The organism is Marinobacter fonticola, assembly GCF_008122265.1.
In the GTDB taxonomy this organism is placed as follows: domain Bacteria; phylum Pseudomonadota; class Gammaproteobacteria; order Pseudomonadales; family Oleiphilaceae; genus Marinobacter_A; species Marinobacter_A fonticola.
In genome coordinates, this window is record NZ_CP043042.1 from 1,026,125 (window position 1) to 1,049,835 (window position 23,711).

The 23,711-nt window shown below is 59.0% G+C and carries 20 protein-coding genes; 16 read left to right on the forward strand and 4 right to left on the reverse strand.

Annotated elements, in window-relative coordinates:
* The first annotated feature begins 6 nt into the window (after positions 1–6).
* The 9 genes from murD to lpxC all read left to right on the forward strand — a co-directional run bounded on the left by murD (position 7) and on the right by lpxC (position 10,488).
* A complete protein-coding gene (gene murD, locus FXO11_RS04555; protein ID WP_148861784.1) occupies positions 7–1,350 on the forward strand; it encodes a UDP-N-acetylmuramoyl-L-alanine--D-glutamate ligase in 1,344 nt (447 codons plus the stop codon).
* Entirely contained in the window at positions 1,347–2,540 is a 1,194-nt protein-coding gene (gene ftsW / locus FXO11_RS04560; RefSeq protein ID WP_148861785.1) for a putative lipid II flippase FtsW, read from the forward strand. The genes murD and ftsW overlap by 4 nt, the downstream gene beginning before the upstream one ends.
* Entirely contained in the window at positions 2,530–3,612 is a 1,083-nt protein-coding gene (gene murG / locus FXO11_RS04565; protein ID WP_148861786.1) for an undecaprenyldiphospho-muramoylpentapeptide beta-N-acetylglucosaminyltransferase, read from the forward strand. The genes ftsW and murG overlap by 11 nt, the downstream gene beginning before the upstream one ends.
* On the forward strand, positions 3,605–5,056 hold the full coding sequence (gene murC, locus FXO11_RS04570; RefSeq protein WP_148861787.1) for a UDP-N-acetylmuramate--L-alanine ligase: 1,452 nt from the start codon (positions 3,605–3,607) through the stop codon (positions 5,054–5,056). The genes murG and murC overlap by 8 nt, the downstream gene beginning before the upstream one ends.
* Entirely contained in the window at positions 5,053–6,024 is a 972-nt protein-coding gene (locus FXO11_RS04575; RefSeq protein WP_148861788.1) for a D-alanine--D-alanine ligase, read from the forward strand. The genes murC and FXO11_RS04575 overlap by 4 nt, the downstream gene beginning before the upstream one ends.
* Positions 6,017–6,871 (forward strand): cell division protein FtsQ/DivIB, encoded by an 855-nt coding sequence (locus FXO11_RS04580; protein ID WP_148861789.1) that lies wholly within the window; start codon positions 6,017–6,019, stop codon positions 6,869–6,871. Before FXO11_RS04575 ends, FXO11_RS04580 begins: the two co-directional genes overlap by 8 nt.
* A 21-nt stretch (positions 6,872–6,892) precedes the next feature.
* The gene (gene ftsA, locus FXO11_RS04585) at positions 6,893–8,128 is read left to right on the forward strand and encodes a cell division protein FtsA (RefSeq protein WP_148861790.1); all 1,236 of its coding nucleotides are present in this window, start codon (positions 6,893–6,895) and stop codon (positions 8,126–8,128) included.
* A gap of 113 nt (positions 8,129–8,241) precedes the next feature.
* On the forward strand, positions 8,242–9,399 hold the full coding sequence (gene ftsZ / locus FXO11_RS04590; RefSeq protein ID WP_148861791.1) for a cell division protein FtsZ: 1,158 nt from the start codon (positions 8,242–8,244) through the stop codon (positions 9,397–9,399).
* 171 nt (positions 9,400–9,570) lie between these two features.
* Complete coding sequence (gene lpxC / locus FXO11_RS04595; RefSeq protein ID WP_148861792.1) at positions 9,571–10,488, forward strand: UDP-3-O-acyl-N-acetylglucosamine deacetylase; 918 nt, start codon at positions 9,571–9,573, stop codon at positions 10,486–10,488.
* 9 nt (positions 10,489–10,497) lie between these two features.
* Here the strand turns inward: lpxC and FXO11_RS04600 are convergent, their stop codons facing one another.
* On the reverse strand, positions 10,498–10,944 hold the full coding sequence (locus FXO11_RS04600) for a DciA family protein (protein WP_148861793.1): 447 nt from the start codon (positions 10,942–10,944) through the stop codon (positions 10,498–10,500).
* Between the two features lie 372 nt (positions 10,945–11,316).
* On the opposite strand from FXO11_RS04600, the gene FXO11_RS04605 reads away from it, so the two are divergent.
* From FXO11_RS04605 to ribA, 7 genes are all read left to right on the forward strand, one after another.
* The gene (locus FXO11_RS04605) at positions 11,317–12,255 is read left to right on the forward strand and encodes a M23 family metallopeptidase (protein WP_202980286.1); all 939 of its coding nucleotides are present in this window, start codon (positions 11,317–11,319) and stop codon (positions 12,253–12,255) included.
* Positions 12,256–12,833: 578 nt separating this feature from the next.
* Positions 12,834–15,587: a preprotein translocase subunit SecA gene (gene secA / locus FXO11_RS04610; protein ID WP_148861795.1), complete on the forward strand. Its 2,754-nt coding sequence runs from the start codon at positions 12,834–12,836 to the stop codon at positions 15,585–15,587.
* A gap of 152 nt (positions 15,588–15,739) precedes the next feature.
* Entirely contained in the window at positions 15,740–16,957 is a 1,218-nt protein-coding gene (gene argJ / locus FXO11_RS04615) for a bifunctional glutamate N-acetyltransferase/amino-acid acetyltransferase ArgJ (RefSeq protein ID WP_148861796.1), read from the forward strand.
* Between the two features lie 2 nt (positions 16,958–16,959).
* Positions 16,960–17,910, forward strand: a complete 951-nt coding sequence (locus FXO11_RS04620) for a Nudix family hydrolase (protein WP_148864792.1) — start codon at positions 16,960–16,962, stop codon at positions 17,908–17,910.
* A 61-nt stretch (positions 17,911–17,971) separates the two neighbouring features.
* Entirely contained in the window at positions 17,972–18,409 is a 438-nt protein-coding gene (gene moaC / locus FXO11_RS04625) for a cyclic pyranopterin monophosphate synthase MoaC (protein ID WP_319945912.1), read from the forward strand.
* Positions 18,410–19,405: a GTP 3',8-cyclase MoaA gene (moaA, locus tag FXO11_RS04630; protein WP_406565642.1), complete on the forward strand. Its 996-nt coding sequence runs from the start codon at positions 18,410–18,412 to the stop codon at positions 19,403–19,405.
* Between the two features lie 147 nt (positions 19,406–19,552).
* A complete protein-coding gene (ribA, locus tag FXO11_RS04635) occupies positions 19,553–20,104 on the forward strand; it encodes a GTP cyclohydrolase II (protein ID WP_406565641.1) in 552 nt (183 codons plus the stop codon).
* A 337-nt stretch (positions 20,105–20,441) separates the two neighbouring features.
* On the opposite strand, the gene dxs is transcribed toward ribA, so the two are convergent.
* The 3 genes from dxs to FXO11_RS04650 form a co-directional block, all read right to left on the reverse strand.
* Positions 20,442–22,376, reverse strand: coding sequence for a 1-deoxy-D-xylulose-5-phosphate synthase (gene dxs, locus FXO11_RS04640; RefSeq protein WP_148861800.1), 1,935 nt, complete (start codon positions 22,374–22,376; stop codon positions 20,442–20,444).
* Between the two features lie 101 nt (positions 22,377–22,477).
* The gene (locus tag FXO11_RS04645) at positions 22,478–23,377 is read right to left on the reverse strand and encodes a polyprenyl synthetase family protein (RefSeq protein WP_202980287.1); all 900 of its coding nucleotides are present in this window, start codon (positions 23,375–23,377) and stop codon (positions 22,478–22,480) included.
* On the reverse strand, positions 23,374–23,619 hold the full coding sequence (locus FXO11_RS04650; RefSeq protein WP_202980288.1) for an exodeoxyribonuclease VII small subunit: 246 nt from the start codon (positions 23,617–23,619) through the stop codon (positions 23,374–23,376). The genes FXO11_RS04645 and FXO11_RS04650 overlap by 4 nt, the downstream gene beginning before the upstream one ends.
* Positions 23,620–23,711: the final 92 nt, after the last annotated feature.

Consider the following 23,711-nt stretch of genomic DNA (forward strand, 5'->3'; position numbering starts at 1 on the left):
CTGTTGATGAGTGTCATAACTTCAGATCGTCGCACATTGGTTGTAGGGCTCGGTAAGACCGGGCTCTCCTGCGTGCGCTACCTGCAAGCGCAGGGGCGGTCCGTGGCTGTGGCCGATTCGCGCGCCAATCCGCCAGGACTGGATGAATTGCGCGCGGGGTTTTCCGACGTGCCGGTTCACTGCGGCGATTTCGACGCCGACTATTTCGCTGGCTTCAATGAGTTGATCGTGAGCCCGGGCATCAGTATCGAGACACCGGCTATCGCCCGCGCGCGGGATCAGGGCGCGTGGATTCGCGGTGATATCGATCTGTTCAGCCAGGCGGCCCAAGCGCCGGTCGTGGCCATCACCGGATCAAACGGCAAAACCACGGTCACGACGCTGGTTGGGGAGATGGCAAAAGCAGCAGGTGTGCGGGTCGCCGTGGGCGGCAATATCGGAACGCCAGCGCTGGACTTGTTGGATGATGCGGTCGAACTCTATGTGCTTGAGCTTTCCAGCTTCCAGCTCGAAACGACGGACGAGCTTGGTGCGGAAGCGGCCGCAATTCTCAACGTCACCGACGATCATATGGATCGTTATCCCACGAAGATGGCGTATTTTCAGGCCAAACAGCGCATCTATAACGGATGCAAGAAAGCCGTGATCAACCTTGACGATGCGCTGAGCCAGCCCATGGCTCGGGATAATCTGAGTTTCCGTGCTTACGGCCAGCACCGGATCAACCCGGAAACGTTTAGCCTGCGGGACGAGGACGGCCAGCTCTGGATCACCTACGGCTTTGACAACCTGATCCGCGCCGACGAGCTAAAGCTGATGGGCCGCCACAACCTGCTGAATATCATGGCCGCCCTGGGACTGGGCGACTGCGTCGGGCTGCCGATGGACACGATGCTGGAGGTGGTGCGGCGATTCGAAGGCCTGCCACACCGCTGCCAGTTTGTCCGCGAGGTAAACGGTGTCGGCTATATCAACGATTCCAAGGGCACCAATGTCGGTGCCACAGTAGCCGCGCTGGATAGCCTGAAGCCAGCGGATGGGCAGGTAGTTCTGATTGCGGGCGGCGACGGCAAGGGCGCCGATTTTGCGCCGCTGCGTGATGTCGTTCGCCGGACATGCCGCCATGTTGCGGTTTTCGGTAAGGACGCGGCGCGGCTGGAAGATACCCTGGCCGAACAGGTGCCCGTCTCCCGGGTCAAGGACCTCTCCGCTGCCGTCGAAACCGCAGCACGCGAGGCACAACCGGGCGATAGGGTTCTGCTGTCGCCAGCCTGCGCCAGCCTGGATATGTTTGCGAACTACGAGGCGCGCGGTGCGGCCTTTATCCGGCAGGTGGAGGCGTTGATATGAATCTGTCCCTGCACCTGATGGCGACGCCCCGGTATCGCGGTATTCAGCCGCTGTCGCTTCTGATCTTCAGCTCGATCAGTCTTTTGCTGGTGGGTGTAGTGATGATTGGCTCGGCCTCCATGGATACCGCAGCTCAAAATATGGACAGCGCCTACTACTACATTGGCAGGCAATTCCTTTACGCATTGCTGGGCATCGGTGTGGCTCTGGTCGTGGCGAACGTGCCATTGAGCTGGTGGGAACGTAGCGGATGGCTGTTATTGGGCGTCGGCCTGCTCATCCTGGCGCTGGTGCTGACCCCGCTGGGTCGGACGGTCAATGGATCGACCCGCTGGATTCCGCTGGGTCTGTTCAACGTGCAAGTCTCCGAAGTCGCCAAGATTTGCCTGATTGCCTACCTCGCTGGCTATGTGGTTCGTCGCCGCGACGAGTTGGTTAACACCTGGCTGGGCTTCCTTAAGCCGGTTATGGTTTTGGCGTTCGCGTCGGTACTGCTGGTCATCGAGCCGGATTTCGGTGCCACAGTCGTGCTGATGGCTGCCGCCCTGGGCATGATTTTCCTCAGCGGCGTGCGCCTGAGCCGGTTCTTGCCGCTGATTGCTGTCTGTCTGGCGATGGGCGCTGCGCTGATTGTCTTTCAGCCCTACCGGTTGAAGCGGGTGGTGTCTTACTTGGATCCCTGGCAGGACCAGTTCGATACCGGCTACCAGCTGACTCAGTCGCTGATCGCGTTCGGCCGCGGCGAGTGGACCGGGGTTGGGCTGGGCAATTCGATCCAGAAGCTGTTCTATCTGCCGGAGGCCCATACCGACTTTATTTTTGCCATTATCGCCGAGGAATTTGGTCTGCTTGGATCGCTGGCTGTTCTTGTTCTGTTCGGTTTGCTGGTCTGGGTCGGGTTACTGATTTCCCGGCGGGCGGAAGCGGCCGGGATGCCGTTCGCGTCGTGCTTTGGCTATGGACTCACGTTGCTGATTGGCCTTCAGGCCGCCATTAATATGGCCGTGAATACAGGGCTGCTCCCCACCAAGGGTCTGACTCTGCCGCTGGTCAGCTATGGCGGCAGCAGTTTGTTGGCCACCTGCGTGTGTATCGGCGTATTGGCGCGTATCGAAATGGAACGCCTGGACCGGTTGGAGCAGGCGGACAAGGGCAGCAAACCAAAGGGAGGCGCACGCTATGACGACTAAGCGTTTCCTGATCATGGCTGGCGGCACAGGCGGGCATGTGTTTCCTGCATTAGCCACCGCCCGCCGGCTGCAGCAACAGGGCCACGAGGTTTTTTGGTTGGGCTCGCGCGGCGGAATGGAAGAGCGGTTGATTGGCGAGACCGATATCCCGTTGTCGACCATTTCCGTATCCGGTCTGCGGGGGAAGGGTCCTCTGGCGCTGGTGATGGCGCCGTTCCGGTTGGTCCGCGCGCTGAAGCAGGCGCTTAGTGTGGTTCGGGAGATACAGCCTCATTGTGTGATCGGCATGGGCGGCTTCGTGACGGGGCCCGGTGGAGTGGCGGCCTGGCTGACGCGCACGCCTTTGTTGGTGCATGAGCAGAATGCCATCGCCGGGATGACCAACCGTATTCTGGCTAAGTTTGCCAAAACGGTGATGGAAGCGTTTCCGGACAGTTTTGGCAGTCAGGTCATTACACGCTATACCGGCAACCCTGTGCGCAGCGACCTGGCGACGATCGACATGCCGCAGCAGCGCATGGCCGGGCGTGAAGGGCCGATACGGCTGCTGGTCCTGGGCGGCAGCCTCGGCGCCCAGGCCATCAATGCCGTTCTGCCGAAGGCCCTGGCGCTCGTACCGGAAAATGAGCGGCCCACCGTGCGTCACCAGTGTGGCACGAAGAATCTGGAGAGCACCGAAGGCTATTACAAGGCAGCAGGTGTGGAGGCAGAACTGGAGCCATTCATCAAGGATATGGCTGCAGCGTATAGCTGGGCGGACGTGGTGCTTTGCCGTTCCGGCGCGTTAACGATTGCCGAACTGTGTGCGGTGGGATTGGGGGCAATTCTTGTACCGTTCCCGCATGCGGTGGACGATCATCAAACATTGAATGGTCAGCAGATGGTGAAAGCCGGCGCTGCCATTTTGATCCCACAGAACAAACTGACTGAAGAGGTGCTGGTCGAAGCATTGAGTCCGCTGGTCAGCGATCGCAACAAGGTTGTGGCGCTGGCTGACGCGGCCCGCTCGCTGGCCCGCGCCGATGCTACGGAGCGCGTTGTGAATTATTGTTTGGAGGCGGCCCATGGCTGAAGTAACGAATCCGCCACTGGTGTATCAGGTTCCGGAAATGCGCCGGATCCGCCGGATTCATTTCGTGGGAATCGGCGGCGCCGGTATGTGCGGTATTGCAGAAGTACTGCACAATCAGGGCTATGAGGTATCCGGTTCTGATCTCAAGGCCGGTGCGGTCACCGACCGTCTACAAGGGCTGGGTGTCCAAATCTTCATCGGCCACCGGGAAGAAAACAGTTCCGATGCCGATGTGGTGGTCGTCTCCACCGCCGTGAAATCCGACAACCCGGAGGTGACCTCGGCTCGCCACCGGCGCGTGCCTATTGTCCCGCGCGCCGAAATGCTGGCGGAAATCATGCGCTACCGGCATGGCATCGCGGTGGCAGGCACTCATGGCAAGACCACGACGACGAGCCTGATCGCTTCGGTGCTGGGTGAGGCGGGTTTGGACCCGACCTTCGTTATCGGGGGCAAACTCAACAGCGCCGGTACCAATGCGCAACTGGGTGGTTCCCGTTACCTCGTGGCCGAGGCGGACGAGAGCGATGCTTCCTTCCTGCATCTGACGCCGGTCATCTCCGTGGTGACCAACATCGAAGCCGATCACATGCACACCTATGGTGGCGACGTGGAGCGGCTGAAGCAGACCTTTGTGGACTTTCTGCACAACTTGCCGTTCTACGGCGTTGCAGTCATGTGTACCGACGATGACTACGTGCGTGAGGTTATCCCACGTATTTCCCGGGCCATCATTACCTACGGCATCGATGACCCTGAGGCCGACTACCGCGCCGTCGACATCCAGTCGGACGGTCTGCGTACGCACTTCCTCGTTAAACGACCCGGCAACCGCTCGGATCTCGAGGTGTCGCTGCGCATGCCGGGGCGACACAATGTACTCAACGCTCTGGCTGCCATTGCGGTCGCGTCCGACGAAGGCGTGGAGGACGACGCCATTACGCGTGGCTTGTCCGGTTTTGCCGGTGTGGGCCGGCGCTTCCAGGTGTACGGTGACTATCCGATCGAGCAGGGTACGGTAACCATGATCGACGATTATGGCCACCATCCCACGGAAGTCGCCGCGGTGATCCGTGCTGCCCGCGAAGCCTGGCCGGATCGTCGACTGGTTATGCTCTACCAGCCCCACCGATACAGCCGTACCCGGGATCTCTATGAGGATTTCGTGAAGGTGCTGTCCGATGTGGATGCATTGCTGCTGATGGATGTCTACGCCGCTGGCGAGCCGGCTATTCCGGGGGCCGATAGCCGCAGTCTGTGTCGCAGCATTCGCCAGCGAGGCGATGTTGAGCCGATCTTTGTCGAGGACGAAAGCGAGGTCGAGCATCTACTGACAACGACCCTGAAGGACGGCGATGTTCTGTTTACCCAGGGAGCCGGGGATATCGGAGGGCTTGCCTCCCGCTTAGCGGCTTCCGGCCTGAAACCCGGAGGTGTCTCATGACGGTACCCAATTATCGTGCCGAGCCGGACTTGGTCCGGGCGTTTGGACGTGTGGCGGTTCTGATGGGCGGCGATTCGGCTGAGCGTGCGGTCTCCCTGAACAGTGGCGATGCCGTACTCAATGCCCTGATCGCGGCTGGCGTGGATGCGCACGGTGTGGACGTTCAGGGTAGCCTGCTGTCTGTGGTAGAGAATCCCGGTTTCGATCGTGCATTTATCGCACTGCACGGGCGTGGCGGCGAAGATGGCACCATCCAGGCCATTTTGTCCGAGGCCGGTATTCCCTACACCGGTAGTGAGGTTCTGGCCTCGTCGTTGGCGATGGATAAATTGCGCACCAAGTACGTATTTGAAGGTTGCGGATTGCCAACGCCCAAGTTCTGCACCATGGCCTCGGCCAATGCGGCCGATAGTATTTTGTCCAGCCTGCGGGTGCCGCTGAGCGTAAAACCGTCGAGAGAAGGTTCCAGCATCGGGATTCGCAAAGTAACTAACCGGGATGAGTTGATCGACGCCTATCAGGTCGCCAGCGAGCACGATCCGCTGGTGTTGGTGGAAGAATGGATTGAAGGCCCGGAATTCACCGTCAGCCTGTTGCAAGGGCACGCGCTGCCGGCGATTGGGCTGAGCACTGACCATGTGTTTTACGATTACGACGCCAAGTACCTGAGCAACGATACCCAGTACCGGGTGCCTTGTGGCCTGCCGCCCGACGACGAGGTGCGTCTGCAGGAGCTGGCACTGGAAGCATTCCGCGTGGTCGGCTGCCGCACGTGGGGGCGAGTGGACATTATGCAGGATGCGGACGGCGAGTTCTGGCTTCTGGAAGTGAACACTGTGCCCGGTATGACCGATCACAGCCTGGTGCCCATGGCCGCCCGAGCGGCCGGGATGAGTTTCGAGGAACTGGTGGTGCGTATCCTGGCCGATACCCTGGTTGGCGAAGCCCTGGAGGGTTCCGATGCTTGATCTGATGCATCTTCGCATGCGTCAGCCGCCGGAGCCTCCGCGCCGACGTGGGGCGACATCGACCGAACCGGAGCGGGAACGCTTCAATCCGCTGCTGGTGATCTTGGGCTGGTTGGGCGCTTTGCCTTGGCTCCAGCTCTCCCTAGGCGCTGGGGTGCTGGTCCTGGCCGGTTTGGTGCCATGGGGGACAGGTGCTGCACTGAATGCGCTTGACCGCCAAATTGCGGATGTAGAAATCAAGGGCGAACTCAAAGGCTTGGACCGGCAGAAACTGGCCATGGAGTTGCGCAGTCTGGTGGGGCGCAGTTTCTTCGCCACTGACCTGGAAGACGTCAAGCGACTGGTCGAGCGCGAACCCTGGGTTGAATCCGCAGCAGTGCGTCGGGTCTGGCCGGACCGGTTGGCGGTGGAGGTCCGTGAGGAGCGCCCGCTGGCCTATTGGAATCAGGGGCAGATTATCGGGCGCTCCGGGCATCTATTCGAGCCGGTGAACTCGCAGGCGGCTGGGGCCTTGCCACACCTGGCCGGACCAGACGACCGGGTGGAAGAGGTGTTGGCCCTGGCCCGGTCCATGGCCAACGAGCTGCATGAAACCGGTATCGGGTTCAACGGATTAACGCTTGAGAAGCGTGGCGCCTGGACGCTGCACATTGGTAACGGCGGTAACGGCATCGAAGTGGCGTTGGGACGGGATCAGGTGGAAAACCGGTTCGAACGTTTTCTGACCGTCTATCAACAACGTCTGGCCGCGCGAGCGGACGAAGTGGAACGCATTGACGCACGGTATACCAACGGTGTAGCCGTGCGCTGGAAGACGCTTGAGAAAGCGCCTGAGAAAAATTCATAGACCATTCATCTGGTGAAACACATGTCAGGGGTTGAAACGGAAAACATGATTGTCGGCCTGGATATCGGCACCTCTAAAGTGGTGGCCATTGTCGGCAAGCGCAAACTGGACGGCACCATCGAGATCGTCGGCATCGGTTCGCACCCGTCAAGGGGGCTCAAGCGCGGTGTCGTGGTTAACATCGAGACGACGGTGCATGCCATCCAGCGGGCGGTGGAGGAGGCGGAGCTGATGGCCGGCTGTCGTATCCATTCCGTGTATGCGGGCATCGCCGGTAGCCATATCCGCAGCCTCAACTCCCACGGCATCGTCGCTATCCGGGACCGGGAGGTGACTCAGGCAGACATCGACCGAGTGATCGATGCGGCCCAGGCGGTGGCGATTCCCGCAGACCAGAAAGTGCTCCATATCCTGCCCCAGGAGTTCGTGATCGATAACCAGGAGGGCATCAAAGAACCCCTGGGTATGTCGGGCGTGCGCCTGGAAGCCAAGGTTCATTTGGTGACCTGCGCGGTGAATGCGGCGCAGAACATCGAGAAATGTGTGCGCCGCTGCGGTCTGGATGTAGATGACGTCATTCTCGAGCAGCTGGCTTCAAGCTATGCGGTATTGACTGAGGATGAGAAGGAGCTGGGCGTCTGTGTTGTCGATATCGGCGGCGGTACCACCGATATCGCGGTATTTACGGGTGGGGCGATCCGGCACACCGCGGTGATCCCCATCGCTGGCGACCAGGTCACCAACGACATTGCCATGGCCCTGCGTACACCCACTCAGAATGCCGAGGAAATCAAGATCAAGTACGCCTGCGCGCTAACGCAGCTGGCGGGCGCCGATGAAACCATCAAGGTGCCCAGCGTGGGCGAGCGTGCACCGCGCGATCTGTCCCGCCAAGCCCTGGCGGAAGTGGTTGAACCTCGCTACGAAGAGCTGTTCACCCTGGTGCAGACCGAATTGCGCCGGTCGGGATTCGAGGACCTGATCCCGGCGGGTGTGGTGATTACCGGCGGCTCATCGACGATGGAAGGCGTCGTCGAGCTGGCTGAGGAAATATTTCACATGCCGGTCAGGCTGGCTTCACCGCAGTCGGTCTCCGGTATGAAAGATGTAGTCAATAACCCGATCTATGCCACCGGGGTTGGATTGTTGATCTATGGGTTCCGCCAGATGGATCTGGGCAAGGGACCTGCGCTCCGCAGTGAGGATGCCCCTTCGCTGTTCGAGCGCATGAAGAGCTGGTTTACAGGCAATTTCTGATAGCCGGTTCTACGGTGGTTGCGCCGGTACGTCCGGCCAGAGTAATGACGAAGGTATCTCGAAAAAATATCGGCCGGAAAAGGTCGGAAAACTAATACGAAGGAGTAGGGGAAATGTTCGAACTTGTTGATAATGTGCAACAAAATGCCGTAATAAAAGTGATCGGTGTTGGCGGCGGCGGCGGTAACGCCGTACGTCACATGCTGTCCAGCGATGTCGAAGGCGTGGATTTTATTTGCGCCAATACGGACGCACAGGCACTGACCGACATGGGGGCCAAGCAGGTCATCCAGTTGGGGGGCAATATCACTAAGGGCTTGGGCGCGGGTGCCAACCCTGAAGTTGGTCGTCAGGCGGCCTTGGAGGATCGCGACCGTATCGCCGAAGCCCTGCAGGGCGCGGATATGGTCTTTATCACGGCCGGCATGGGCGGCGGTACCGGCACCGGTGCTGCGCCGATTGTAGCCGAGGTGGCTCGTGAATTGGGCATCCTGACCGTGGCTGTGGTTACCAAGCCGTTCACCTTCGAAGGCGGTAAGCGCATGTCTGTCGCCGAGTCCGGGCTGAAGGATTTGGAAGACAGCGTCGACTCGCTGATTACGATTCCTAACGAAAAACTGCTTGCAGTGATGGGCAAGAAGACTAGTCTGCTGGATGCCTTCGCTGCTGCCAACGACGTGCTGCTGGGCGCGGTCCAGGGTATTGCTGACCTCATTACCCGCAACGGCATGATTAACGTCGACTTTGCCGATGTGAAAACCGTGATGTCCGAAATGGGCATGGCGATGATGGGTACGGCTCGCGCCACTGGCGAAAACCGTGCGCGTGAAGCGGCCGAAGCGGCTGTTCGCAGCCCGTTGTTGGAAGATATCAACTTGCAGGGCGCGAAAGGCATCCTGGTCAACATCACCGCGGGTATGGACCTCAACCTGGGCGAGTTCTCCGAGGTTGGCGACATTGTGCGCGAATTTGCATCCGATTCGGCCACGGTGGTTGTAGGTACCGTCATTGATCCGGAAATGACCGACGAGCTGAAGGTCACTGTCGTGGCTACCGGCCTGGGCGGCGACCGCGAGAAGCCGACCAAGGTGGTGGACAACACCCGGACACTGGATGGCAAGACAGATTATCACCAGTTGGATCGCCCGGCCGTTCTACGTCGTCGTGCAGTGGCTAATGGTAACGTGGCTATCGATCAAGAGCGTGATGGCGATGAGCAGAGTGTCGACTATCTCGATATTCCCGCATTCTTGCGTCGTCAGGCGGATTGATAAACTGTCTCAATACGGATTCGGGATGAGATAGGAAAAAGCTAAGAAGGTGATAGGCCTAAGCCTTCGGTAATTACCGATTGGTTAAATGGTGTGCAGTGCTACTTTCTGGTAAACTTCGTGCAGTATTTTGCCCGAATAATATCTAACTTTTGTGACGGATTTTGTACGATGATCAGACAACGTACGCTCAAAAACACCATCCGTGCGACCGGGGTCGGTTTGCACTCGGGTGAGAAAGTCTATCTGACGCTCAAGCCTGCGCCGGTCGAGACGGGGATAGTGTTTCGTCGAACCGACCTAGATCCGGTCGTTGAGATCAAGGCGTGCGCTGAAAACGTCGGCGAAACCATGCTCTCCACGACACTGGTCAAGCAGGATGTCCGTGTGGCGACTGTCGAACACTTGCTGTCAGCGATGGCTGGCCTGGGTATCGACAATTGCTATGTCGAGCTGAGTGCAGCTGAAGTGCCCATCATGGACGGCAGTGCCGGACCTTTCGTTTTCCTTCTGCAATCGGCGGGCATTGCCGAGCAGGATTCTCCCAAGCGGTTTATTCGTATCAAGCGGGAAGTCACTGTCGAGGAAGACGATAAGAAGGCTACGTTCCTTCCGTTCGAGGGCTTCAAAGTTAGTTTCGGCATTGATTTCGATCACCCGGTGTTCAAGGGCCGTGCTCAGAATGCCACGGTCGATTTCTCGTCCACTTCTTTCGTGAAAGAAGTCAGTCGAGCCCGCACCTTTGGCTTCATGCGCGATATCGAGAAGTTGCGTTCGATGAACCTGGCGCTGGGCGGCAGTGTGGACAATGCCATCGTGGTCGATGATTACAAGATCCTGAACGAGGATGGTCTGCGCTATGATGATGAGTTCGTCAAGCACAAGGTATTGGACGCCATTGGTGACCTTTATCTGTTGGGCAACAGCCTGATCGGCGAGTTCCGCGGCCTGAAGTCGGGTCACGACCTGAATAATAAGCTGCTGCGCAAACTGCGGGCGGAAGAGGATGCATGGGAAGTAGTGACCTTCGAGGATGAAGCCACGGCGCCCATTTCGTACCTCAAGCCCGTACTCGTATCTCAGGCTTGAGCGGGAGGCTCAGTCTTTAATGTGACGAGACAGTTTTTCGAGAACTTCGCGTAAGCCTTCGTCCTTCGTATGCCCGGCTTCCTGTTTCAGGAGCCGGGCATTTTCGTTACTGAGCGGCTCTGACTTCGCGACCGCTTTTTCCATCGCTCTGGGTGGGCTGACTTTGACCTTCAGGCGCCATGCATACTGAAAGTCCGGTGCCTTCCTGAGCTGTTCCAGAATCTCCCGTTGACGCAGGCGCACCTGGCTCGCCACGACACTGCCATCGGCAGAAAGCGCCAGATCGCCGTCGTGGTAACTCAGAAACCGGCAATGGACGCGAAGATTGTCCGGTATGGCTCCGAGGACGGTCTTTTCTGCCCGGCGGTGAATTTCCGCATTGGCCAGCAGGCGGCGCAAGTTGGGCTCCAGCCGCGTGTCGGTCGGGCTAAGGACAAGGTTGGTCTTTCGAGTCATGGGGTTGCCGGCGATATGAGGTCGCTGTCGCTTTGCTGATGTCTCGTCATGGGTGCTCAGAGGCTCCGCTGTAGCGCTCGACGGTTGCGGTTACGATTGGTTACTATTTGGCACGGTTTGTGGATGCCACCTACATTACACTTGTTTTACCTTTTCGGATCGATGCCTGTCCAGTGCTGAATTCTTCAGTGCTCGGGGTTGATCCACGACTGCCCATGATTGAGCACTCGGACAAGCGTTGGGGCTGAGGTATTGCTTTAAGCGCTGTGGATGATGCCCGCAATCTGGCGATGGGTGCCGAGGCAGTCGGTCGTGTTAAGTGGCTTTTCTCTGGATAGATGGAGGGCTACTTTGGTGCGTGACAACAAAACTATGAATATCATATTCGTTAGCAAGAGTGGGGGACAGTCCCGCTCGGTTCGCTTGAATCTACTTTCAGCTTTTAGCGTTCTGCTGCTCCTTGCGGCATTGGTGGCGGGCGCAGGCTGGGGCGGTTACCGGCTGGGCGCGGTTGTTCCTGAGCCGGTGAACTATGGTGCCTCGCCGTCACTGGTCAATAGTTGGGCGGCGCGGTTGTCCGAACAGGAAACAAGCCTACGTGAGGTGCGTCAGATCACCGGTCAGCAGGTTGATGCCCTGACACTGCGTCTGGGTCAGATGCAGGGACGCGTACTGCGGCTCGACGCGTTGGGTCAGCGCCTGGTGGAATCGGCGAGGCTGGATAACGGCGAATTCAATTTCGATCAGACGCCTGCGGTCGGTGGCCCGGAACAACCGGCCATCGGGGAGTCGTTCACGACACCCGAATTGACGGCAATGATTGATCAGCTCGACGCGCGCATTAGCGATCGTGAGCAGCAGTTACGTTTGTTGGATCAATTGCTTTCACGGGCCCGCATCGAAGACGAGCGTTTCGTGGCTGGCCGGCCGATTACCTGGGGTTGGCTCTCCTCGCGCTACGGATACCGTTCCGACCCATTCACCGGCAAGCGTACCTGGCACGACGGTGTGGACCTGGCCGGTAAAGACGGTAGCGACATTATTGCAGTGGCCGCCGGTGTCGTGACCTTCGCCGGTGATCGGTATGGCTACGGCAACCTGGTCGAGATCGATCATGGCGACGGTCTGGTGACTCGCTATGGTCACTGCAAATCTATCAAGGTGAGCGTTGGCGATGTTGTGCAAAAGGCCCAGGTGGTTGCCTTGATGGGCAGTACCGGGCGCTCGACGGGGCCGCACGTGCATTTTGAAGTGCGCCGTAACGGCAAGAGCCAGAACCCTGAGGATTATATCCAGCGCGCCAGTCGCTGAGACGCCTGAAAGCCACTTTGAGCCCCCAAAGTGGCTTTTTTTGTGTCAGGATAGTGGATGGATTGAGTGTTGATGCTGGGCCGATGGCGCCAGGCAGAGTAGTCTCGGTTCGGGGTCAAAAGGCTAGCTGGCCTCACTCGAATGATCGATGCAAAAGGGTTGTGATGTGATGCAGGCCTCCATGGCAAGGCCGTGCCTTTCGCCCTCAAAAGAAATAAGGTTAGAATGCCGTCTCGGAAAGGCATGTCCGGGATGACTCCCCATGTCCCATCGCGCGTATCTTCGCAGAGGCCTTTCTCCGGAATGAAATGGTTAAGGAGCATCTGAACAGCGCCTGGGTCGCTCTGAGAGCCCCGAAAGGCGCGCTCTGAAAGCTGCCTCTGCCGCTTTGCGGCTCTTGGCGAGGGGCATGATGGCCTGTCCCGGCGAGTGGCGCCGGTATGCCGTAGTACTGCAGCTACAGCCTTCAGAGTGCGTCGAGGTGCCCCAGGCGTTGTTCAGCGGTTCCCAAGTATGCAGGCGTCCATGGCCAGACCGGGCCGTGTGGTGCATTTCGTTAATTAAAGAAGCAGTGGTCTATGTTCACGAACCTCGCAACGAAAATATTCGGTAGTAAGAACGCCCGCGAAATCAAGCGTATGCGCAAGACCGTGATGCGTATCAATGAGTTGGAGGAGGCGTTTGGCGCGCTGTCGGATACCGAGCTGCAGGGTAAGACGGCTGAATTCCGGCGTCGCCTGGAAGAGGAAGAGAGCCTGGACCAGCTGTTGCCGGAGGCATTCGCCACCGTGCGAGAGGCCGGTAAGCGTGTTCTGGGCATGCGGCATTTCGATGTCCAGCTGATCGGTGGTATCACGCTTCACGAAGGTCACATCGCCGAGATGAAAACCGGTGAGGGTAAAACCCTGGTGGCTACCGCGTCCGTCTACCTCAACGCCCTATCGGGTGACGGGGTGCACTTGGTGACCGTCAACGACTATCTGGCCAAGCGCGACGCTGACTGGATGGGGCAGATCTATCGTTTCCTGGGTATGCAGGTCGGGGTCATCAAGGCTGGTCAGGATGCCCAGTCCAAGCGAGAGGCCTATGCCGCTGACATTACCTACGGGACCAACAACGAGTTCGGTTTCGATTATCTACGCGACAATATGGCATTCAGCACGGCCGACAAGGTTCAGCGCGGTTTGAATTATGCCATCGTCGACGAAGTGGACTCGATCCTTATCGACGAAGCCCGCACACCGCTTATTATTTCCGGCGCCGCCGAGGATAGTTCCAAGCTCTATCAGGCCGTAAACACACTGGTACCAAACCTTGAGAAGGGCGAAGTGCCGGAAGAAGGCGATCCTACCGGCGACTTCACTGTCGACGAGAAAAGCCGTCAAGTCGAACTGACCGAGGGTGGTCATGAAAAAGTCGAAGAGCTGCTGATCGAGAAGGAGCTATTGGAGGAAGGGGACAGTCTCTATTCCGCTACCAACCTTAGCCTGCTGCATCACGTTCACTCGGCGTTGCGCGCTCATCATCTGTTTCAGCGAGATGTGGACTACATCATCCAGGGCGGCCAGGTGGTGATCGTTGACGAACACACGGGTCGCACCATGCCCGGTCGCCGCTGGAGCGAAGGCCTTCACCAGGCAATCGAAGCCAAAGAAGGCGTTAACATCCAGGCCGAAAGCCAGACCCTGGCATCGACCACTTTCCAGAACTACTTCCGTCTCTATAACAAGCTGGCGGGCATGACCGGTACGGCCGATACCGAAGCATTCGAATTCCGTCAGATATACGGATTGGACGTGGTGGTAATTCCACCTAACCGGCTGATCCAGCGTATTGATTACAACGATCTCGTCTACCTCACTCAGGAAGAAAAATTCCAGGCGATTATCGATGAGATAAAAGACGTGACCAGCGAAGGAAGGCCGGTGCTGGTGGGTACGGGTTCCATCGAAGCGTCGGAATTGCTGTCCATGCTGTTGCGCAAGGCCAAAATCGACCACAACGTTCTTAACGCCAAACAGCACGAGAGGGAAGCTCACGTTATAGCCCAGGCGGGCCGGCCGGGCGCCGTGACGATTGCCACCAACATGGCAGGCCGAGGTACCGATATTGTGCTGGGTGGTAACTGGGAAGAGCAAGCTGCCGAGCTTGAGAACTCGTCCGAGGAGCAGGTCGCGCGCGTCAAGGCTGAGTGGACGGAGACGCACAACAAGGTTCTCGAGGCTGGTGGTCTTCATATTATCGGGACCGAGCGCCATGAGTCCCGTCGTATCGATAACCAGCTGCGTGGCCGTGCGGGTCGTCAAGGTGATCCGGGCTCGTCTCGCTTCTTCCTGTCGCTGGAAGACAACCTGATGCGTATCTTCGCCCCGGACCGTGTGAAAAACATCATGCAGGCCATGGGCATGAAGAAGGGCGAGGCTATCGAGCATCGCATGGTGACCAACGCCATCGAAAAATCCCAGCGCAAGGTCGAGGGCCGCAACTTCGACATGCGCAAGACGCTGCTGGAATACGACGACGTGGCCAACGACCAGCGGACCGTGATCTACGAGCAGCGAAACGAGATCATGTCCTCGAAGGATATCAGCGAGCTGGTCACGACTGTGCGCGCAGATGTGGTCGATACCGTGGTCAGCGAGTACATTCCGCCACAGAGTATGGCTGAGCAGTGGGACGTGGCCGGGCTTGAGGCCCAGCTCCAGTCGGAGATGGCTATTGAACTGCCGATACAAGCATGGCTGGATGAGGATAACCGTCTCTACGAAGAGCGGCTGCGCGAGCGCATCCTTGAGGAAATCGTCAAAGCATACGCGGAGAAAGAGCAGGTCGCCGGCGCTGAGGCCATGCGCAACTTCGAAAAGCAGGTCTTCCTACAGGTGCTGGACACCCTGTGGAAAGAGCACCTGGCGAATATGGACCACCTGCGCCGGGGCATCCACCTGCGAGGCTATGCTCAGAAGAACCCGAAACAGGAGTATAAGCGCGAGGCCTTTACTCTGTTTGAAAACATGCTCGATGCGATGAAGCGTGACGTCACGCGGATCCTCTGCCATGTCCGGGTTCAAGGACAAGAGGAAATGGCGGAAATCGAACGCCGTCGTCGTGAAGAGCTCGAGCGCCAGATGGCGGCCGCCAAGCTACGTCACGAACAGACCAGTGCAACGGCGGAAGCTGCCGGTGAGAGCGGAGAAAGCGGGCAGTCCGGAGCCGAAGGGCAACAGACTCAGCCAGAGACTTTTGTGCGCAGCGAACGCAAAGTAGGACGTAACGAGCTATGCCCGTGCGGCTCCGGCAAGAAGTACAAGCAGTGCCACGGTCGCGTGGCCTGACCTGACAGGCAGGCGCTGATTCGCCCTCGCGGGCGAGCAATGTAACGGTCACCTATGTGGCAGTCACCTATGTAATAGCGACGTCCGCTGTATCGGAGCTGCCAGTTGGTGGGCCGAAATAGCGGGCGTTTTTTGCATTTGAGGAGAGATGCATGGCGGTTGGATTGGGGCCTTTGCCGGAGTTTTATCCTGTTGCCGGCCTGCGCTTGGGGATTGCCCGAGCCGGTATCAAGAAGCCGGGCCGGCGCGATCTGGTTTTGTTTGCACTGGACGACGGCGCGCAGGTAGCGGGCATATTCACCCGCAATCAGTTTTGCGCAGCGCCGGTGCTGGTCACGCGGGACCATTTAAGCAAAGCGGCACCCCGCTTCCTGTTAATCAATACCGGTAACGCTAATGCCGGGAACGGCGAGAAGGGCATGGTCGACGCCGAAGCGTGCTGTGCTGCCCTGGCGGAGTTAGCGGGTCTTCAGCCGGAGCAGGTTCTGCCATTCTCCACCGGTGTCATCGGTGAGCCCTTGCCGGTGGAGAAGATCTGTACCGGCTTGCCGGCCGCTCTGGATAACCTGGCGGAAGGCAACTGGTCAGAGGCCGCACACGGCATCATGACCACCGATACCCTGCCCAAGGGTGCTACGCGCCGTCTGGAACTTGATGGCGAGGCGATTCATATCTCCGGCATCAGCAAGGGTGCGGGCATGATTCGGCCGAATATGGCCACCATGCTGGGCTTTATCGCCACGGATGCCGATATCGAGCCCGACCTTCTGCAGACGCTGGTTTCGGAGCTGGGTGAGCACTCCTTCAATCGCATTACCATCGACGGCGATACGTCCACCAACGATGCCTGCATGCTCGTCGCGACCGGTAAGAGTTCTGCGCCCCGGATAACCCGGGACAGTGAACATTTGCCGGCGTTCCGTGACGCCTTGCGAGAGATCTTCATGACGCTGGCCCACGCTATTGTTCGCGACGGGGAAGGCGCGACCAAGTTCATCACCGTGCGGGTCGAACAGGCGGGTAATACCCAGGAAGCGCTGGACGTGGCTTACACGATTGCCCACTCACCGCTGGTAAAGACGGCGATTTTTGCGTCCGACCCCAACTGGGGCCGAATTCTCGCGGCGGTTGGCCGCGCCGGTGTGCCGGACCTCGATCTGTCGGCTATCGAAATCGATCTCGGCGATGTGGCGCTCGTCCGCAACGGCGGCCGTGCAGCGGACTATACCGAGACCCGCGGGCAGGGGGTGATGAATCAGTCCGATATTACCATCCGGGTGGCTCTCGGCCGGGGCGAAATTGCGGAAACCGTTTGGACCTGCGACCTGTCTCACGATTACGTCACGATTAACGCCGAATACCGAACCTGATGATGAAAGAAGTCCATGTTGCGGTCGGTGTGGTACGGCGAGGTCGTGAAGTCTTGATTGCACGGCGCCCGGATCACGCCCATCAGGGCGGTCTGCTGGAGTTTCCCGGTGGTAAGGTTGAGGCGGGCGAGAGCGTTCAGCACGCGCTGGCTCGGGAGCTCTTAGAGGAAGTGGCGATCCATATCGACCCCGGGTCCTTGCGCCCCGTTATTGGTATACGCCATGACTACGGTGACAAGCGCGTGTTCCTGGACGTCTGGTCGACCGACCAGTTCGACGGGGAACCTCACGGGCGTGAGGGGCAGCAGGTACAGTGGCTCGATCAGTCGTCGCTTCGGGACGATCAGTTCCCGGCAGCCAATCGGCCCATCATCCGCGCATTGCGACTGCCGGAAAGCTATCCCGTTACAGGCGGGGCAGAGCTGGATGAAGGGGAGCTATTTACGACCCTGTGTTCTCGGCTGGCGCTCCTCCGCCCGGAGTGGTTTCTGTTGCGGGCGCCCTGGTTAACACCGTCGGCCTACGCGTCCCTTGCCCGCCGCATGCTGAGCTGGACCCGCCAACACGATATCCGGCTTATGCTGCACGGTGAGCCGGATTTGCTAAGGCGCATACCGGCGGCGGGCGTGCACTTGCCCTGGCGTATCGCCTCGCAATTGCGGGGGCGGCCGTTGGCCAATGGCGCTTGGTTGGGCGTATCCTGTCATGACCGTGACGAATTGGACCACGCCGCCCGCATTGGCGCCGATTTTGCGACGTTGGGGCCGGTCTTGGCCACGGCCAGTCACCCTGGGGCGCGCTCCCTGGGCTGGTCTGCTTTCAGCGACCGGACCGCGGGTGCAACCATTCCCGTTTATGCGTTGGGGGGCCTCAACTGGAGCGACATTGAGAGCGCACGGGAGGCTGGAGGACAGGGCGTCGCCGCTATTGGCGCTTGGTGGCCACGTCAATGAGTATCTTAAGGAGAGGCTGGTGAGTGAACTAACCCATCTCGATGAATCCGGCGCAGCGCGCATGGTGGATGTGACGGAAAAAACCGTCACCAGCCGCGAAGCGCGCGCTGAAGCGTTCATCCGTATGTTGCCGGAAACCGTAGCCAAGATTGTCGACGGTGAGCATCCCAAAGGGGACGTGCTGGCCGTCGCCCGTATAGCCGGGATTATGGCTGCAAAAAAAACCCATGAGCTGATCCCGCTATGTCATGCCTTGAACCTGACATCTGTTAAGGTGGCATTAACGCCCAAAACAGAGGCGCCCACCGGCGTGCATATTGAGGTCGCTTGCCGCCTTGCCGGCCAAACCGGCGTGGAGATGGAGGCGCTCACAGCCGCCAATATTGCCGCCTTAACCTTGTACGATATGTGCAAGGCGGTGGACCGTGGCATGGAAATTGAAGGCGTACGGTTGTTGGAAAAGAAAGGCGGACGTTCCGGGCACTGGCAGAGGACTTGAATCATGACTGCAGCATTGGTTGACAATTTCGGACGGGAAGTGACCTACGTCCGCATTTCCGTCACGGACCGCTGCGACTTCCGTTGTGTGTACTGTATGTCGGAAGACATGACCTTCCTGCCGAAATCTGAAATCCTTTCCCTCGAGGAAATAGAGGTCATCGCCCGCAACTTAGTGGCTTGCGGGGTTTCCAAAATACGTCTGACCGGTGGCGAGCCTCTCGTTCGGCCCGGAGTCGTCGGCCTCGTGGAAAACCTACGCAAGCTGCCCGGTTTACGTGAACTGTGCATGACCACCAACGGTGGCCGGCTAGAGGAATTCGCGGCGCCGCTAAAGGCAGCGGGTGTCGACCGGCTGAACATCAGCCTGGATAGCCTGGACCCGGCACGTTTTCGTGAATTGACCCGTATCGGCAAGCTGGAGCGCGTTCTGGGCGGTATCGATGCAGCTGAAGCCGCCGGCTTCGAGCGCACAAAATTGAACGCTGTCGTGCTCAAGGGCCGCAATGCCGATGAGGTCGTTCCTCTCGTGCGTTTTGCGTTGGACAAGGGGCTGGATATCAGCTTTATCGAGGAAATGCCGCTGGGCGTGATTACCGAACACGACCGGGCCGAGGCTTTCTGCTCCAGCGAGGAGATTCGTGACGAGCTGTCGTCGGTATTCCAGCTCGAACTGATTGCCGACGACACGGGTGGGCCGTCTCGCTATTGGCGTGTCCCGGGTTACGATAACCGCATCGGCTTCATTTCGCCGCACAGCCATAATTTCTGTGGCGACTGCAACCGGGTCCGGCTGACGACCGAAGGTCGATTATTGCTCTGTTTGGGAAACGAGCATTCCATGGATTTTCGGGACATCATCCGCTCTCGTCCTGGCGACGACCTTGCTGTTCAGAAGGCGCTGCACGACGCCATGCGTCTCAAACCAGAGCGGCATTATTTCTCTCACGACAGCGAACCCCAGATCCTGCGCTTCATGAATGCCACCGGCGGCTGATCTGAGTCTCGATAAGGGGCTTTGTAGGGTACGCCCCCAACGCCCATTCTGCTAAAATGCGCCGCCTGTTAATTCGAGTGAGGTAACGCCGTGGCTGTTCGCTATGTCCAGAGCTGCCGGCTCCCAACGCCCTTCGGTGTCTTCGACATGCACGGATTCGAAGAACCGGACACCGGCAAGGAGCATATTGCCCTGACCCTGGGATCTCTCGAGGGCGACGCACCCATGCTTGCCCGAACCCACTCGGAATGCCTTACCGGAGATGCGCTCTACAGCATGCGCTGTGACTGCGGTTACCAGCTCGAGGAAGCGTTGCGCAGTATTGCTCGGGAAGGTCGTGGCGTGCTGATGTATCTGCGCCAGGAAGGACGCGGTATTGGTCTTTTGAACAAGATTCGTGCCTATCGTCTGCAGGATCAGGGGGCCGATACCGTCGAGGCTAACGAGCAGCTCGGTTTTGCGGCCGATCTACGCGACTACACGATGTGTAAGGACATGCTCGCGCATCTTGGCATCGGTCGTCTAAAGCTGATGACCAACAATCCGCGCAAAGTGAACGCGCTGCGCGGACTGGGCATCGATGTCGTCGAGCGTGTTCCGCTCCATGTTGGCCGCAATCCCCATAACGAGAACTACCTCGCCACCAAGCAGAGCAAGCTCGGCCATTGGCTGGATACCCACCAAGATGATGAAGCCTGAAATGTAGGGCGCCTCAAGGCTCGTCTCATGTAGCGGAAGCCTTCAGCTTCTGCTGGGCGCCAAAGCTGAATCATTGGCTATAGCCATTTGTGTGGCTGAGATTATTTAAGGTTCATCGCGGATTAGCGTGAATGAGAAGGCATTGCGAAAGGCGAGGCTCAAGTAGCATAGGCCATGGGCGCCTTCGTCGCCTCAGAAGCTAAAGCATCTGCTACATTACCGAGTTAACTGGAAAATGTAGCCGATGCTTTAGCTTCTGAGCAGCTGCAAGGCTGCCCTTGCCCTGTGTCCCGGTCAAGTCCTTGGAAGGGCTCTTCCCACTAAAGTGCGGTGAACCTTATTTAACGGCCCGTAGTGCCTGAAGGTCGCTGATTTGCGTGAGGCGGGTTTCGATGGTGGCCTGAATGCCCGCTGTATCCAGTCCGCACTCAGCCAGCAGCTCAGTGTGCTTGCCATGGTCGACAAACCGGTCGGGCAGGCCAATGTGGAGCAGGGCGGCGGCAATCCCTTCGGCGTTCAAGAACTCGGAAACCGCACTGCCAGCACCTCCGGCGACCGCATTCTCCTCCAGCGTCACTACCAGATCGTGTTGTTCCACCAGCGTTTCGATCAAATCGGTATCCAGCGGTTTCACGAAACGCATGTCAGCGACGGTGGCATCCAGCGCTTCCGCTGCGGGCAGCGCGGAGGTTAGCCGCGCACCAAAGTTGAGAATGGCAACACGCTGGCCTTTGCGAACGATGCGGCCCTTGCCGATGGGCAGTGTGTTCAGTTCTTTTTCCATGGCAGCGCCCGGGCCTGTGCCGCGCGGATAGCGTACCGCGGCCGGACCGTCATGGCTTAGGCCGGTCTGCAGCAGCAGGCGAGTTTCGTTCTCGTCGGACGGCGCCATGACCAGCATGTTGGGAATGCAGCGCAGGTAGGTAAGATCGAACGAGCCGGCGTGGGTTGGACCGTCTTCGCCCACCAGACCGGCTCGGTCGATCGCAAAGAGTACATCCAGGTTCTGGATCGCAACGTCATGAATTAACTGGTCGTAGGCACGCTGCAGAAAGGTCGAGTAAATCGCTACCACCGGTTTGGCGCCGTCGCAGGCCAGACCGGCAGCCAGGGTGACCGAATGCTGTTCGGCGATGGCTACATCGTAATAGCGATCGGGAAAGCGCTGGCTGAACTGAACCAGATCCGAACCCTCGCACATGGCCGGGGTAATACCGACAACACGCTCATCCTGTTCAGCGACATCGCAAAGCCATTCGCCAAACACGTTGGCGTACTTGGGTTTTTTTAGCGTGGGTTTGACGTCGGCTGGAATGACCGGCGGTTTAGGCTCGATCTTATTGATGGCGTGATAGCCGATTGGATCGGCTTCCGCCGGTGCGAAGCCCTTACCTTTTTTGGTGACGATGTGCAGGAACTGCGGGCCATCGAGTTCGCGCAGGTTCTCCAGCGTTTCGACCAGTAAGGGAAGGTCGTGGCCGTCGATGGGGCCGATGTAGTTGAAGCCCAGTTCCTCGAACAGTGTGCCACCGGAAATCAGGCCCTTGAAATGCTCTTCGGTCTTGCGCGCGATAGCCATTAAATGAGGCGCGCCCTGGAGAACCTTTTTGCTCCCGTCGCGCACTTGGTTATAAGTGCGGCTGGCCAGCAGCTTGGCGAAATAGTTTGACAGACCGCCCACGTTTTGGGAGATCGACATGTCGTTGTCGTTCAGGACAACGAGCATGTTGGCACGTAGGTGGCCCGCATGGTTGAGGGCCTCGAAGGCCATGCCGGCCGTCATGGCGCCGTCGCCCATAACCGCGATGGTCTTGCGCGGTGAGTTTTGCATTCGGGCGGCAATCGCCATGCCCAGTGCGGCGCTGATCGAGGTGCTGGAGTGCCCGACACCAAAGGTGTCGTACTCGCTTTCGCCGCGCTTGGGAAAGCCGGCCAACCCATCCTTTTTACGGATAGTGCCCATACGGGTCCGGCGACCGGTCAGGATCTTGTGAGGATAAGCCTGATGACCCACATCCCACACCAGGCGATCATCTGGCGTGTTGAAGACATAGTGCAGCGCAACTGTCAGTTCCAGGACGCCCAGGCCAGCGCCGAAATGCCCGCCAGACTGGCCGACGCTCCAGAGCAGGAACGCGCGGAGCTCTCCGGTCAGTTGTGATAACTGTTCCTCCGCCAACTCGCGCAGCTGATCGGGTGTCTCTATCCGATCCAGCAACGGGGTGTTGGGCTGGCGTGACGGAATCTCCTTAAAAATCGTCGTATCGTGCATCCGCTCTGATCTTCTGACTCAATGTCTGGTAATTATACGGGTGATAGACCCCGGTTTCACATTTCCGTCCTGTGAGATGGCGGGAATGCCCAGGGGTGCGCTCAATGTGTGCGGGTCACCACAAATTCGGCGATCTGACGCAGCGGATCGGCGTCGCTTCCAAATATCGCCAGCGCCGCAATGGCTTCTTTCTGCAAGGATCGAAGATGGGTGCGGGCCCCGTCAATACCCAGGCACGCCGGATAGGTCGGTTTATTGCGTGCAGCGTCCGAGCCTTGGGGCTTGCCGATGGTGTCTGTAGCACCTTCGACATCAAGCAGGTCGTCCTGAACCTGGAAAGCAAGGCCTAGCGCACGACTGTAGGCCCCAAGCGCATCCAGTGTATGCGCGCTCGCGTGTTCCGATGCGAGAGCGCCGAGCTTGACGCTGGCTTCGATCAACGCACCGGTCTTGCAGCGATGCATATGCTGCAGGTCTTCCAGCGCGAGTTTACGGCCCACCGAGTTGAGGTCGATGGCCTGGCCGCCGACCATGCCCGAACGGCCGCTGGCCCGGCCCAGGGTCCGCAGCATGTCCACTCGGGTTTCGGCGCTGAACGCCCCCTTGTCACCCAGCACTTCAAAGGCCAGCGTCTGTAACGCATCGCCGGCAAGAATGGCTGTGGCTTCATCGAAGGCGATATGCACGGTGGGTTTGCCCCGGCGCAGCGCATCGTCGTCCATGGCCGGCAGATCGTCATGAATCAGGGAATAGGCGTGGATCAGCTCCACTGCACAGCCCGGCACCAGCGCCCTTTCCGGCGCGCATCCGGTTGCTGCCGCCGCCGCTAGCGTCAGAACCGGACGAATGCGCTTGCCGCCGCCGAGTACCGCGTAACGCATGGCCTCCTGCAGGCGAACGGGGGTATGGGCGCCTTCATTGAGCCAGTCGTCCAGGGTGCTTTCGATCGCTTCTCGCCACGGAGCAAACGACATATCCGGTTTTGTCGGATGGGTGCTCATTGCCCCTCGTCGTCCACGTTGAACGGACGGGTTTCCAGCGTGTCGCCCTCGACCTTGACGAGCTGCTCGACGCGTTGCTCCGCCTGACGCAGGGCTTGCTGACACTCTCGGGTCAGGCGCACACCGCGCTCAAAGGCGGCTAGGGATTTTTCCAGCGGCAGGTCACCCTGCTCCAGATCGCGAACCAGGGCCTCGAGTTCATTCAGCGATTTTTCGAAGTCGGCAATAGTGACGCCGGTCATGACGGGCATTCTCCGGGAAGGTCTGTTTCGGGCGGAGTATACCAGAGCTGGTCAGGTTTGCGTTTCCTCTGGCGCAGTCGCCGTCTATCCTT

Excerpts from the sequence above, each read along its gene's own strand:
- dxs (WP_148861800.1), bottom strand. The coding sequence starts at position 22,376 with ATGCACGATACGACGATTTTTAAGGAGATTCCGTCACGCCAGCCCAAC.
- murG (WP_148861786.1), top strand. The coding sequence starts at position 2,530 with ATGACGACTAAGCGTTTCCTGATCATGGCTGGCGGCACAGGCGGGCAT.
- FXO11_RS04645 (WP_202980287.1), bottom strand. The coding sequence starts at position 23,377 with ATGAGCACCCATCCGACAAAACCGGATATGTCGTTTGCTCCGTGGCGA.
- secA (WP_148861795.1), top strand. The coding sequence starts at position 12,834 with ATGTTCACGAACCTCGCAACGAAAATATTCGGTAGTAAGAACGCCCGC.
- FXO11_RS04575 (WP_148861788.1), top strand. The coding sequence starts at position 5,053 with ATGACGGTACCCAATTATCGTGCCGAGCCGGACTTGGTCCGGGCGTTT.
- argJ (WP_148861796.1), top strand. The coding sequence starts at position 15,740 with ATGGCGGTTGGATTGGGGCCTTTGCCGGAGTTTTATCCTGTTGCCGGC.
- FXO11_RS04600 (WP_148861793.1), bottom strand. The coding sequence starts at position 10,944 with ATGACTCGAAAGACCAACCTTGTCCTTAGCCCGACCGACACGCGGCTG.
- murD (WP_148861784.1), top strand. The coding sequence starts at position 7 with ATGAGTGTCATAACTTCAGATCGTCGCACATTGGTTGTAGGGCTCGGT.
- FXO11_RS04580 (WP_148861789.1), top strand. The coding sequence starts at position 6,017 with ATGCTTGATCTGATGCATCTTCGCATGCGTCAGCCGCCGGAGCCTCCG.
- FXO11_RS04650 (WP_202980288.1), bottom strand. The coding sequence starts at position 23,619 with ATGACCGGCGTCACTATTGCCGACTTCGAAAAATCGCTGAATGAACTC.
- ftsA (WP_148861790.1), top strand. The coding sequence starts at position 6,893 with ATGTCAGGGGTTGAAACGGAAAACATGATTGTCGGCCTGGATATCGGC.
- ftsZ (WP_148861791.1), top strand. The coding sequence starts at position 8,242 with ATGTTCGAACTTGTTGATAATGTGCAACAAAATGCCGTAATAAAAGTG.
- ribA (WP_406565641.1), top strand. The coding sequence starts at position 19,553 with ATGCACGGATTCGAAGAACCGGACACCGGCAAGGAGCATATTGCCCTG.
- murC (WP_148861787.1), top strand. The coding sequence starts at position 3,605 with ATGGCTGAAGTAACGAATCCGCCACTGGTGTATCAGGTTCCGGAAATG.
- FXO11_RS04620 (WP_148864792.1), top strand. The coding sequence starts at position 16,960 with ATGAAAGAAGTCCATGTTGCGGTCGGTGTGGTACGGCGAGGTCGTGAA.
- moaC (WP_319945912.1), top strand. The coding sequence starts at position 17,972 with ATGGTGGATGTGACGGAAAAAACCGTCACCAGCCGCGAAGCGCGCGCT.
- ftsW (WP_148861785.1), top strand. The coding sequence starts at position 1,347 with ATGAATCTGTCCCTGCACCTGATGGCGACGCCCCGGTATCGCGGTATT.
- FXO11_RS04605 (WP_202980286.1), top strand. The coding sequence starts at position 11,317 with ATGAATATCATATTCGTTAGCAAGAGTGGGGGACAGTCCCGCTCGGTT.
- lpxC (WP_148861792.1), top strand. The coding sequence starts at position 9,571 with ATGATCAGACAACGTACGCTCAAAAACACCATCCGTGCGACCGGGGTC.